Consider the following 12,474-nt stretch of genomic DNA (forward strand, 5'->3'; position numbering starts at 1 on the left):
TCTCCGATCACTGTGGGGAGTTGGGGTGTCGCGCTTGGTCATAAGGTAGCGGCGGCCGGGTAATGCATTACACGAAACCCCTAAAATCCATTTCACTCCACCCGTGTGAGTGACAACCGAGGCAGGCAAGCCGTGAGGACAGACCCGACGGGACGCCAGCTCCGCTTGGGCACCGAGCTGCGCAAACTTCGGGAGCGGGCCGGTCTGACCGCCACCGAGGCCGGTCAACTGCTGGGCTCCAAGCAGACACTGATCAGCAACATCGAGGCCGGACGAGCAGGAGTGAGCGCCGAGCGCGTGCGCGCCCTGGCCTGCCACTACGACTGCCCGGACAAGGTCCTCGTCGAAGCAGTCGCCGCGATGACGGGCGATCGCAGGCGCGGCTGGTGGGAGGAGTACCGCGAGCTGCTCTCCCGCCCGCTCCTCGACCTGGCCGAACTGGAGCACCACGCCCACTCGTTGCGCGACTCCACCACGGCCCGTGTCCCGGGCCTGCTCCAGACCCGTGAGTACGCCCTCGAGATCTTCCGCCAGGCGGTCACCCAGCTGTCACCGCCCGACATCGAGCATCGCCTGTCGTTCCGGATCAAGCGGCAGGCCATCCTCTTCCGCGAGGACACCCCGACCCCGTACGAGGCGATCATCCACGAGGCCGCCCTGCGCATGAAGATCGGCGGCTCCGAAGTCGCCCGACAGCAGTTGCAGCACCTGCTCGACATGAGCGACCGAGACCACATCACCCTGCGCGCCATCACCTTCGACACCGGGGCCTACCCGGGATCCGGACAGTCGATCCACTACGCGCACGGACCGGTACCGCAACTGGACACTGTCTATCTCGACCAGGCGCACGGCCTCGCGTTCCTCGACGCCGAAGCACAGTTGTACAAGTACCGCACGCTGTTCGACCGGGTCGGAGCCATCGCGCTCACCCCGGAGAAGACCCGAGACCTCATCCACGACGTGATGCGAGAGCTGTGAACGAAATGCCCATGACCCCGCACTGGCAGAAGTCGTCGTACTGCTCCGAAGGCGCCTCCTGCATCCACATAGCCACCACCCCCCACACCATCCACCTCACCGAATCCGGCGACCCCCGCGGAGCGATACTCACCACCGCCCCCGCCACCTTCCGCACCCTCCTCACCACCCTCAAGAAGGACGATCCCCGTGGCTGACATCCCCTCCGACCTCACCTGGACCCGTGCCGCCCCGCCGGACGCGACCGGACCCGGCCCCTGGATCGAGATCGCCTTCGGCGAGGGGGACGACGGCGAGGCGCCCGTCTACCTGCGGGAGACCAGCGACCCGGGGAACGTCGTCACCACGAACCGCCGCAAGTGGGACGCGTTCGTCCTGGGCGTCCAGGCAGGCGAGTTCGACCACTTCGTGGAGGGCGCGGAAGGCATGGAACGCGCCTGACCCACGCGTCACAGATCGCCCCGCACCACCGCATGCAGATGCTGGTCATGCCAGCCGTCGGCATGCAGCAGAGCCCCCCGCATGGTCCCCTCGTACGCGTACCCGGCCTTCACCGCCACCCGGCACGACGCCTCGTTGGCGACCGCGTGGCACAGGCGCAGGCGGTGCAGGCCGAGTTCGTCGAAGGCCCACCGGGTCAGCCGTCCGACCGCCTCGACGACGACGCCACCGCCGCGGGCCGCCGGCAGCAGCCAGTAGACGATCTCCGCGCTGCCGCCGTCGAGATCGAGGTCGTTCCAGCCGATGAGTCCGACGACCTCACCGCCGTCCGGCTGAGACCGGGCGATCGCCCAGATCGCGCCGGTCTCCGCCCTCCACCGCTCCCGCATCCGCTCGATGCGCCTGACGGCCGCGTCCCGGTCGGGCACGGCGAGCAGGTTCCACTGCCGGATCGCCGGATCCCGAGCGGCCCTCACCAAGGCGGACGCGTCCCCCGCCTCCCAGGGCCGCAGCTCCAGCTCGCCGCGCGGGAGCGCGAGCACCGGCTGCCCGGCACAGGCCATCCGACCTGCGGGGACAACGGGCGGCACGGTGGACACGGGTACCGCGGATACGGAGTCTTCGGCGTTCACCGCGGCATCGTGCCACAGGCGTCACCGTGCCGAAGATCCCCGCGGCCCCCGCGGGTCTCACGCGCACGTGAGGTCAAGTTCCGGCCATCCCCGCACCATCCTGCTGCCATTGATCAGCAATCCTCCAACCCCCTTCAGTAAGGCGGAAGTCAGGATTCCACCGCCTGTCTTGTTGTCGCGTACTCAACAAGGGAACGTCGTCCGCGGGCCGCCGCCCCCACCGGCAACCACGCCGGTGGTCCCCCACCCGCAGGCCTCTGTCCACCTCTAGCAGGAGGCTGTACGTTGCGTACGCCCACCCCCAACACCCCCCACATACGCGGCAGATGGCGCCGAATAGGCTCCGCCGCCGCAGCCACGGCCGCCCTCGTCCTCGCCGGTCTCGGCACCGCGGCCCACGCCGACGCCGCCACCCCCGCGCCCTCCAAGGTCACCGCCCGGGCCATCGCGGCCCAGGTCGCGAAGGCCCACGTGACGTACACGCAGCAGTGCGACAAGACGCCGAAGAAGGGCTTCGCGTCCTGCAACGCGCTGCGCGTCACCGGCGGCACCACCGCCTTCCAGGAGGAGCAGGCCGCGAAGAAGGGCCTCACGCCCAAGACCGTCTCGCCCCACGCGACCACCGACTCCCCGAGCGGCTACGGCCCCTCCGACCTCCAGTCGGCCTACGGCCTGACCGACGCCGCGTCCTCCGACGGCTCCGGCGAGACCATCGCGATCGTCGACGCCTACGACGACCCCAACGCCGAGGCCGACCTGGCCACGTACCGCGACTACTACGGCCTCTCCGCCTGCACCACCTCCAACGGCTGCTTCAAGAAGGTCAGCCAGACCGGCTCCACGACCTCCCTCCCCACCGCGGACAGCGGCTGGGCCGGTGAGATCTCGCTCGACCTCGACATGGCTTCCGCCGTCTGCCCGAACTGCAACATCCTGCTCGTCGAGGCCAAGTCCTCCTCGATGGCCAACCTCGGCACGGCGGTGAACCGCGCGGTCACCCTGGGCGCGAAGTTCGTCTCCAACAGCTACGGCGGCTCCGAGTCCTCCTCGGACACCTCCTACGACACCTCGTACTTCAAGCACCCGGGCGTCGCCATCACCGTCAGCTCCGGCGACGACGCGTACGGCACCGAGTACCCGGCCGCCTCCAAGTACGTGACCGCCGTCGGCGGCACCGCCCTGTCGACGTCCTCCAACAGCCGCGGCTGGACCGAGAAGGTCTGGTACCAGACCAACTCCGACGGCAGCGTCTCCGGCCCCGGCTCCGGCTGCTCCTCCTACGACGCCAAGCCGACCTGGCAGACCGACACGGGCTGCGGCAAGCGCACCGTCGCCGACGTCTCGGCCGTGGCCGCCCCGGCGACCGGTGTCTCCGTCTACGACAGCTACGGCGACGACGGCACCGGCTGGCTCACCTACGGCGGCACCAGCGCCTCCGCCCCCATCATCGCGGGCGTCTACGCCCTCGCCGGCACCCCCGCCGGCAGCGACTACCCGGCCTCGTACCCCTACGCGGCGGCCGGCACCTCGGCCCTCAACGACGTGACCAGTGGCAGCAACGGCACCTGCTCCACCAGCTACTTCTGCACTGCCAGGTCCGGCTACGACGGCCCGACCGGCTGGGGCACCCCGGAGGGCACGGACGCCTTCACCGGCTGACCCTTCGTCATGGGGACACGTCACACAGAGCAGCCACAGTGGGGCCGTGGGGGCCACACGTGGTGAACGGCGAGCGGGCCGCGGCATCCAGCCGCGGCCCGCTCGCCGTTCGTCATGAGACCATCGATGAGAGCATCGAAACGTACGCTCACCCGACCAGCCGTCAGAAACGGCACGGCGCCGTGAAGTGGGCTAACGACGGAACCACACCACAGGTTCCGCTCCGGCCTCATTGCCCGGCGTAACCTGCCGTGATACACAGAGTAACCGTACGGGTCAATCGTACGAATCCCGCCCATCATTGACGCCAAGTCGACATACGACGGCGACTTTGTCGGCGAGAATGAGACGTGACCTCTGCACACCAGCAGGGGAACTGTGGAACTACCCACCAGGGGCGGTGACTTACATGCTGTTTGCGGCCGACAAAGGCGATATCAACACCATCATCGGCGGGATCGCTCCGGACTGGGGGCCCTTCGGCAGCCTGGGCAACGAGGCCAAGGTGATGATCGAGGTCGTGATGGCGGTCGCCATCCTCATCTGCCTCGGCATCGCCATCTGGGGTGCGGCCAAGCAACGCATCGGCGCGACGGCCCTGCGGGACACCTTCAGTGCGGAACAGGGCAAAGGCCTCATCATCGCGGGCCTGACGGGCGTCTTCATCATCGGTTCCCTCGGGACACTGTTCACGATCGTGTACGGCATGGCTGTGTAACGGCGTCCCGCGCAACACCCCCAGTCCCGTCCGGGCACGCCCGGCCCGCCGTCCCCACCCACCTGTCGTGCCCACCGGCTGAGGTTGCGTTTCCCTGATGTCCCTGATGTCGAGTCACCACACCGCGCCCGCGCGGGAACCAGCACGGCTACCGTCGTACTTCTACGCGGTCCGGTACGGCAGCGAGGGGGCGTACGCGGCATGACTCCCGGCGACGAACACGACTACGGCGAACCCGCGCGCACCGACGAGCGTCACGGGTACGGCGGAACCCGTCTGCGCCTGCCCGAGAACGACCCCTACGGCGGCACCCGCAGAGGCACCCGCTCCTCCTCCCGGAGCCTGGTCACGGTGGTCGGCGTCGTCGTCCTCCTCATCGCGGCGATCGCCTTCGCGAACCGTGGAGGAGACGATTCCTCTTCCACCTCGGCCGGCGGCTCCCCCGACGCCGACAAACCGAAGTCGGCCAGCACGGCGGCGAGCGGAACGAAGCCGGTGGAGTCGAAGAACGGCGCCATTCCGACGGGGTACGCGCACAACGCCCAGGGCGCCCAGAGCGCTGCGGCCAACTACGCCGTTGCACTGGGGTCGGCGGACATGTTCATCACGGACCGACGGCATCAGATTGTCGACACCGTGTACGCACCCGACGTCGCCGCCGCCAGACAGTCCGCCCTGGACACCGCGTACTCGAGCGAGACGTTCCTGAGCAACATCGGGCTCGCCAAGGACGGCACCGCCCCGGACGGTCAGACCTTCGTCTCCCGGATCATTCCCGTGGGCACCAAGGTCGCGGCCTCCAGCGCGAGCAGTGCCACCGTCGAGGTCTGGTACACGTCGCTCTTCGGTCTGTCGGGCGCAGCCTCGACCAACCCCGTCTCCGAGAGCTGGTTCACCACCACCTACCAGCTCACGTGGATCAACAACGACTGGAAGGTCACCGACTTCCAGCAGAAGGACGGTCCCGTTCCGGTCGGGCGCGACCAGAAGGCCTCCACCGCCGACGACATGACGAAGGCCGTCGAGGAGTACGGAGGGTTCACCTATGCGCGCTAAGCACCTGTTCCTCAAGGTGACGGCCGCCCTTGCCGCCGTTCAGACCACAGGCGTGCTGCTGGCCACCCGCGCCTTCGCCGTGCCGACACCCAGCCCGTCGCCGTCCCCCTCCACGTCTCCCAGCGACAGTGCTTGCAGCGAGCTCATCCGAGGCCCCGCCCGGGACTACTGCGAAAAAGGGGAGAACCCCTCCTCCACCACCAACCCCGGCGTCTCCGACACCCTCGACCCCCTCTCCTCCCTCGCCAAGGGCTGTGCCGACGCCGCCGCATGGACCGTCGACAAGCTCAGCGAGGCCGTGAAGGACACGGCGAACGTCGACTTCACCAACGAGAAGTTCCTCAAGCAGTACGCCGTCGTCTTCGCCGCCTCGACCGTCCTGACCCTCCTGCTGTGGCTGCTGGCCGTCGCCAAGCGGGCGGTGCGCGGAGTCCCCCTCACCACCGCCATCGGCGAAGCCGTCGGCTTCCTCTGGCTGACCGTCCTCGCCTCGGCCTTCACCCCCCTCATCCTCTACACGGTCGTCTCCGCCACGGACGGCATCACGGACGTCCTCGCGAAGACCACCGGCAACCAGACCGACACGTTCTTCGGCACCTTCTCCGCGGCCCTCGCCAAGGGCGAGGACATCGGCGGCGGCCCGATCATGCTGATCGTCGTGTCGCTCGTGTCGATCCTCGCCGCCGGAGTGCTGTGGCTGGAGCTCGTGCTGCGCGCCGCCCTCCTCTACGTCGGCGCGCTGCTCGGCACCGTCGTCTACGCGGGCCTGGTCGACAAGAACCTGTGGAGCCACGTCCGCCGCTGGGCCGGCATCATGATCGCCGTCATCCTGGTCAAACCGGTCATCGTGATAGTGCTCGGCCTCGCCGGAGCGCTGTCCACGGACGACGGTCCGAACGCCTTCTCCGCCGTCGTCTCCGGCCTCTCGATCATCCTGCTCGCCATCTTCGCCAGCGCGATGATCTACCGCTTCGTCCCCGGCTTCGGCGACGAGATCGCGAACGGCCGCAACAACCGGATCATGCAGGGCGCCGAGGGCAAGGCCGCGGCCGTCATCAGCTCCCCGGCGAGCCTCGTCGCCCAGGGCATCAAGACGCACAGCACCCGCGCGGACAACAACGGCGGAGGCCAGTCCGGATCCTCCGGCGCCCGCCCCTCCAACCCCGCCAGCGGCGGGGTGGCCGCGCACAGCTCGCGCTCCTCGAACGGGGGCGGCGGATCTGTCCCCTCCGCCGCACCCGCGCCCCGCGCGAGCAGCCCGGTCAACACCCCGCACGCCGGCAACACCCGCAACAGCAGCAACAACCGCACGGGAGGTGAAGGGCGTTGACGACTGATTCCCACGTGTCCCACGTGGTCGCGCCCCGCCGTACATATCTGATCGGCCGCGCCCGGCCGAACGCGATCGTCGGCCGCAACCGCGAGTCCGGCGAGATCGCGCTCATCGTCATCGGCGCGTTCCTCGGCATGATGTGCGGCCTCCTCGTCCCCGTCCTCACCCTGCGCATCGTCCTGCTGAGCGGCTTCCCGATGCTCGCGCTGGCCGCGGTCTACGTGCCGTACAAGCACCGCACGTTCTACAAGTGGTTCGAGATCAACCGCAGCTACAAGCGCACCCTCCGCCAGGGGACCACGTACCGCTCGACCGCCATGGAGGCGGGCACCCGGCTCGACGGCCAGGAGATCGAGATCGGCCCGCCCCCGGGGATCGGCCGCATCAGCTGGCTGGCCGCCCCCTTCGGCCCCGACGAGATCGCCGTCCTCCTGCACGCCGACCGCCGTACGGTGACGGCCGCCATCGAGATCGAGGGCCCGGGCGTCGGACTGCGCGACAGCGAGGACCAGGAGGCCCTCGTCGACCGCTTCGGCACCCTCCTCAAGCACGTGGCGAACGGCGACGGCTTCGTCACCCGCCTGCAGATGCTCGCCCGCACCCTCCCCGCCGACCCCGACGCCCACGCCAAGGACGTCGCCGTACGCGGGGACGAGAAGTCCCCCGACTGGCTGGCCCGCTCCTACGACCAGCTCCAGTCCATGGTGTCCACGAGCAGCGAGCAGCACCGCGCCTACCTCGTCGCCTGCATGCACTACACGCGCGAACTCTCCGCCGAGGCCCACGCCATGGCCCGCGCCGCCCGCCCCCAGTCCGGCCGCAAGCTCGACCGCGACGCCGGCCTCGCCGTCGTCATGGCCCGCGAGCTGACGGACATCTGCTCCCGCCTCCAGGAGGCGGACATCCGTGTCCGCCAGCCCCTCGGCCAGGGCCGGCTCGCCTCCCTCGTCCACTCCATGTACGACCCGGACCACCCCATCGACCACATCCAGGCGATGACCAAGCGCAACGCCTGGCCGGCCGAGCTGGACGCCATGGAGCCGACGTTCCTCCAGGCCAAGACCCGCGAGTCGTCCACCCGGGCCCCCTGGTGCCACGCCACGGCCTGGGTGAAGGAGTGGCCGATGACCCCGGTGGGCGTCAACTTCCTGGCCCCTCTCCTGGTCCACACCCCGGACGTCATCCGCACGGTCGCCGTCACGATGGACCTCGAACCCACCGAGGTCGCCATCGAACGCATGCTCACGGAGAAGACGAACGACGAGGCGGAGGCCAGCCGCGCCGCCAAGATGAACCGCACCGTCGACCCCCGTGACGTGGCCGCCCACTCCCGCCTCGACCAGCGCGGCGAGGACCTGGCGTCCGGCGCGGCCGGCGTGAACCTGGTCGGCTACATCACCGTCTCCAGCCGTAATCCCGAGGCACTCGCCCGCGACAAACGGACGATAAGGGCCTCGGCCGGCAAGTCGTACCTGAAGCTGGAGTGGTGCGACCGAGAGCACCACCGGGCGTTCGTGAACACCCTCCCGTTCGCCACCGGAATCCGAAGGTAGGGGCTGATGAGCTGATGCGGGATCCGCTGTCCGTCCTCACGGACGCCTTCACCTCCTTCCTCTTCGGCAAGGTCGAGACGACCCGGCTGCCGGTCCGCACCTCCACGGGCCAGGCCCAGGCGGTCTACCTGCCCACGGCCGCCCCCGGCCTCGGCGACTCCGGCGTCATCATCGGCCGCGAGGTCTACTCCGGGAAGGGCTACATCTACGACCCCTTCCAGCTGTACGGCCAGCAGCTCCCCGCCCCCCACTGGCTGGTCCTCGGCGAGTCGGGAAACGGCAAGTCGGCCCTGGAGAAGACCTACGTCCTGCGCCAGCTCCGCTTCCGTGACCGCCAGGTCGTCGTCCTGGACGCCCAGGGCGAGGACGGCGTCGGCGAATGGAACCTCATCGCGCAGGCGCTGGGAATAACCCCCATCCGCCTGGACCCGATGGCCGCCCTGGACATGGGGATCCGCCTCAACCCCCTGGACCCGTCGATCACGACGACGGGCCAGCTGGCGCTCCTGCGCACCATCATCGAAGTGGCGATGGGCCACGGCCTCGACGAACGCTCCGGCTTCGCCCTCAAGGTCGCGCACGCCTACGTCAACGAGACGATCGTCGAACGCCAGCCGGTCCTGATGGACATCGTCGAACAGCTCCGCCACCCCGAACCGGAGTCGGCGGAGGCGATGAACGTCGCCATAGACGACGTACGGGCCTGGGGCCTGGACGTGGCACTCGTCCTGGACCGCCTGGTCGACGGTGACCTCAGGGGCATGTTCGACGGCCCCACGACGGTAGGCATCGACCTGGACGCCCCCCTCATCGTGTTCGATCTGTCCCACATCGACCGCAACTCGATCGCCATGCCGATCCTGATGGCGATCGTCGGGGTCTGGCTCGAACACACCTGGATCCGCCCCGACCGGAAGAAGCGCATCTTCCTGGTCGAGGAGGCCTGGCACATCATCAACAGCCCCTTCGTGGCCCAGCTCTTCCAGCGCCTGCTGAAGTTCGGCCGCCGACTCGGCCTGTCGTTCGTGGCGGTGGTCCACCACCTGTCCGACGTGGTGGACGGAGCGGCGGCCAAGGAAGCGGCCGCCATCCTGAAGATGGCGTCGACAAGGACGATCTACGCCCAGAAGGCGGACGAGGCGAGGGCGACGGGCCGGGTCCTGGGCCTCCCCCGCTGGGCGGTGGAAATCATCCCCACCCTCACCCCCGGCATCGCGGTGTGGGACGTCAACGGCAACGTCCAGGTGGTCAAACACCTGGTCACGGAGACGGAACGCCCCCTGGTCTTCACCGACCGCGCCATGACGGAGTCCTCCGCCGAGCAGGCGGCCGCGGCCGACGACGCCCTGCTCGCCGCCGAACTGGAACAGGAACGCCGAGCGGCGGCCTTCATGGAACAGCACATCGCCGACCTGGACGGCTCGTCCGAGTCGACGGTGGCGTAGAGGGGCGGGTTGCCATGAGACCGGCTGACGGACAACACCGCGACAACCGTGGCGGCAACCAGGGAGGCATCCCGGACGGCCTGCTGGTCGGCATCCTCGCCTTCCTGCTCGGCATGACCCTGCTGGTCTGGACAGCGACAGGCCTGGCAGCCGTCTTCGCCCACGGCGCCTGGCCGACAGGTGTCACCTTCACGCGCACCGCCCTGGCCATGCGCCACCTCATCGCCCAACCCCACGACATCCCCGGCGCCTGGCCAGAGGCAAACCCGTCCGACCTCTCGGGCTACGGCCTGTTCTGGGGCCTGTTCATCGGCCAGCTGATGGTCCTCTTCGTCCTGACGATCTTCGCGATGGGCACCCTCGCGAGGTGGCGCACGGTACGCGCAAGGAAACGGCCACCCCGCCCGACAGACCACGAGGTGCCGACGCAGAGGGGGGAGACGGGGTCAGGCGCTGGAACGGATTTCAGACCGGGTGCCGCGCCGCGGCCGGAACCCGGGATGGCGCCCGGCTCGGAGCACGAGCCGATGTCCGGGCCGAGGTCGGGATCCGGGAGAGGACGGGAATCCGGACCGACGTCAGAGCCGGAGCCGGGGGCGTGGACGGAACCTGCTCCGGGAGCCGGACCAAGGGCGGGCGCGGGAAGAGGACCGGGAACCGGACCGAGGTCGGCGGGGTCGTCGGCGGAGCCGGGGCCAGGATGGGGAGTGCAGACGGCAGGGGCCGGGACAGGGGCGAGGCACGAGGCGGAGACGGGGACCGAATGGGCGGGGAGGCCGATGACTGAGTCGTTGGGCCCGACGCCGACGGAGTCGCTCGGCCCGACGGCGGCTCCTCAGCACCCGGACCCGTACCCCTCAGCGCACCCGCACGCACACCCCTCAACCTCCGCTTCTCTGTTGCCGGGTGAACGGTCGGACGGGTGGGAGGGAACTCGCGCCGAAGGCGCTGTGCGCTACGCCCCCGCAGACACCCGCCACGCAACCGCGGCCCAGGCCGTCCGAGACGCCGAGGGCCCCGCCCTCATCCTCACCTCCAACCCCGCCCTCTGGCATGACACCAAGGACGCCAGAGCCAAACTGGGCCCGGTCCACCTCTACGACCCCACCCACCTCTGCGACACCCCGGCCCGCCTCCACTGGTCCCCCATAGCAGGCTGCCAGGACAAGACGACGGCGGTAGCGAGAGCCACCGCCCTCCTCACCCCCGTACGCCCCACCGCCCGGCTCGACCAAGCGGTCAGCGACACCGCGGAAATCCTCCTCCGCAGCTACCTCCACGCCGCCGCCATCGACGGCCGCACCATCCGTCACGTCCACCGCTGGTCCCAGGGCACCGGCATCCAGGACGCGGTCCGCACCCTCCGCACCAACCCCAAGGCGGCCCCGGGCGCGGCCGGCGAGCTCGAAGCCGCCCTCACCGCCCACCCCGAACGCCGGGACATCGCCCAGGAACTGACCTCCCGCGCCCTCTCCGCCCTCTCCACGGTGAACATCCGCGAGGCCTGTACTCCCAACCGAAGTGATGCCCTCGCCTTGGATTCCTTCGTGGACGAAGGGGGAACTCTTTATGTGCTCGGTGAATCCATCGAGGACCCCAGGACGCACCCGGGCGCGATGCCCCTCCTGACGGCCCTCGTCTCCAGCGTGGTCGAGCGCGGCCGGCGCATGGCCGAACGGTCATCCTCCGGTCGCCTCGACCCACCACTGACCCTGATTCTGGACGACGTGGCGGCCGTGGCCCCGATCCCCCAGCTCCCGGATCTCCTGGCCACCGGAACGAACCGCGGCCTGCCCACCCTGGCTCTGCTCCGCTCCCGCGAACAGGCCAAGGCCCGCTGGCCCCACCACGAACTACCGGCCTGACACCCCAGAACACTCAAGGCTTCTCAAGGACGAACTCCAACTCGGCCTCCCCGGATGCCTCTCCGGCCTCCTCCCCCAACGCCACGGTCCGCCCACTGGGCACGAACCCCGCCTTCCGATAGGCCCCCTGCGCCCGCAGGTTCTCCTCGTGCACGATGAGCCGCACCCGCTCGAGCCCCAGCCGCCAGGACCAGTCCACGGCAGCGTCGAGAAGCGCCCGCGTCACCTCGCCCCCACGCCACTCGTCCCGCACATACACGCCGACGACATGCCCCTGCCGCCGCTCGACGGGAAACCCGGCCCAATCCGTCGACCCCGCCTCCTCGACGAGCACGGTGACCGTCCCCGCCCACTGCCCGTCCGCCGCCTCGGCAACGAACTGCCGCGCCCCGGCAGCCCCCTCGGCCGCCCCGACGACCCGCTCCTGCCAGAAGGCGTCGGGCCGCTCCACGGCCGCCTCATAGGTCTCCAGAAAGGCGAGCGGCGCCGCCGGATCCCGGAGCGCAAGCAGCCGCAACGCCTTTACCGCCGGCCACTCCCCGGCCTGTATGCCCCGCACAACAAAATCGTTCATGCAGGTCACCGTAATACCCGACCCCGAACGCAGAAAACCCCCGCACCATACGGTGCGGGGGTTTCCCGGAATGATTGTTCGGCGGTGTCCTACTCTCCCACAGGGTCCCCCCTGCAGTACCATCGGCGCTGTAAGGCTTAGCTTCCGGGTTCGGAATGTAACCGGGCGTTTCCCTCACGCTATGACCACCGAAACACTATGAAACTGTTTCAGCCGC

Annotated in this window: 12 protein-coding genes and 1 rRNA gene; 10 read left to right on the forward strand and 3 right to left on the reverse strand. The window is 69.4% G+C overall.

Annotated features, from left to right (window positions below):
* Positions 1–132: 132 nt before the first annotated feature.
* From OG289_RS24265 to OG289_RS24275, 3 genes are read left to right on the forward strand one after another with little or no spacing between them, the layout of a single operon-like run.
* Positions 133–981, forward strand: coding sequence for a helix-turn-helix domain-containing protein (locus OG289_RS24265; protein ID WP_327316152.1), 849 nt, complete (start codon positions 133–135; stop codon positions 979–981).
* An 11-nt stretch (positions 982–992) separates the two neighbouring features.
* The gene (locus tag OG289_RS24270; protein ID WP_327316153.1) at positions 993–1,178 is read left to right on the forward strand and encodes a DUF397 domain-containing protein; all 186 of its coding nucleotides are present in this window, start codon (positions 993–995) and stop codon (positions 1,176–1,178) included.
* On the forward strand, positions 1,171–1,422 hold the full coding sequence (locus OG289_RS24275; RefSeq protein WP_327316154.1) for a DUF397 domain-containing protein: 252 nt from the start codon (positions 1,171–1,173) through the stop codon (positions 1,420–1,422). Before OG289_RS24270 ends, OG289_RS24275 begins: the two co-directional genes overlap by 8 nt.
* An 8-nt stretch (positions 1,423–1,430) precedes the next feature.
* On the opposite strand, the gene OG289_RS24280 is transcribed toward OG289_RS24275, so the two are convergent.
* On the reverse strand, positions 1,431–1,985 hold the full coding sequence (locus OG289_RS24280; RefSeq protein WP_327320786.1) for a GNAT family N-acetyltransferase: 555 nt from the start codon (positions 1,983–1,985) through the stop codon (positions 1,431–1,433).
* A 354-nt stretch (positions 1,986–2,339) separates the two neighbouring features.
* Here OG289_RS24280 and OG289_RS24285 point away from each other — a divergent pair, with 354 nt between their 5' ends.
* The 7 genes from OG289_RS24285 to OG289_RS24315 all read left to right on the forward strand — a co-directional run bounded on the left by OG289_RS24285 (position 2,340) and on the right by OG289_RS24315 (position 11,683).
* The gene (locus OG289_RS24285; RefSeq protein WP_327316155.1) at positions 2,340–3,713 is read left to right on the forward strand and encodes a S53 family peptidase; all 1,374 of its coding nucleotides are present in this window, start codon (positions 2,340–2,342) and stop codon (positions 3,711–3,713) included.
* Between the two features lie 409 nt (positions 3,714–4,122).
* Positions 4,123–4,431 (forward strand): hypothetical protein, encoded by a 309-nt coding sequence (locus OG289_RS24290; RefSeq protein WP_004000049.1) that lies wholly within the window; start codon positions 4,123–4,125, stop codon positions 4,429–4,431.
* Between the two features lie 201 nt (positions 4,432–4,632).
* Positions 4,633–5,487 (forward strand): hypothetical protein, encoded by an 855-nt coding sequence (locus OG289_RS24295; protein ID WP_327316156.1) that lies wholly within the window; start codon positions 4,633–4,635, stop codon positions 5,485–5,487.
* Positions 5,477–6,817, forward strand: a complete 1,341-nt coding sequence (locus OG289_RS24300) for a hypothetical protein (RefSeq protein WP_327316157.1) — start codon at positions 5,477–5,479, stop codon at positions 6,815–6,817. The genes OG289_RS24295 and OG289_RS24300 overlap by 11 nt, the downstream gene beginning before the upstream one ends.
* Complete coding sequence (locus OG289_RS24305; RefSeq protein WP_327316158.1) at positions 6,814–8,373, forward strand: SCO6880 family protein; 1,560 nt, start codon at positions 6,814–6,816, stop codon at positions 8,371–8,373. The genes OG289_RS24300 and OG289_RS24305 overlap by 4 nt, the downstream gene beginning before the upstream one ends.
* 14 nt (positions 8,374–8,387) lie before the next feature.
* Positions 8,388–9,818 carry an ATP-binding protein gene (locus OG289_RS24310; RefSeq protein ID WP_327316159.1) on the forward strand — a complete coding sequence of 477 codons (1,431 nt, stop codon included), beginning with the start codon at positions 8,388–8,390 and terminating at the stop codon, positions 9,816–9,818.
* Between the two features lie 14 nt (positions 9,819–9,832).
* Positions 9,833–11,683 carry a type VI secretion protein gene (locus OG289_RS24315; RefSeq protein ID WP_327316160.1) on the forward strand — a complete coding sequence of 617 codons (1,851 nt, stop codon included), beginning with the start codon at positions 9,833–9,835 and terminating at the stop codon, positions 11,681–11,683.
* A gap of 13 nt (positions 11,684–11,696) precedes the next feature.
* Here OG289_RS24315 and OG289_RS24320 read toward each other — a convergent pair whose 3' ends face one another.
* Together OG289_RS24320 and rrf are read right to left on the reverse strand one after the other, a co-directional pair.
* A complete protein-coding gene (locus OG289_RS24320; RefSeq protein ID WP_327316161.1) occupies positions 11,697–12,257 on the reverse strand; it encodes a GNAT family N-acetyltransferase in 561 nt (186 codons plus the stop codon).
* A gap of 76 nt (positions 12,258–12,333) precedes the next feature.
* A 5S ribosomal RNA gene (gene rrf, locus OG289_RS24325) occupies positions 12,334–12,450 on the reverse strand.
* Positions 12,451–12,474 lie beyond the last annotated feature (24 nt).

Origin of the sequence: Streptomyces sp. NBC_01235 (genome assembly GCF_035989285.1) — a bacterium.
Taxonomy (GTDB): domain Bacteria; phylum Actinomycetota; class Actinomycetes; order Streptomycetales; family Streptomycetaceae; genus Streptomyces.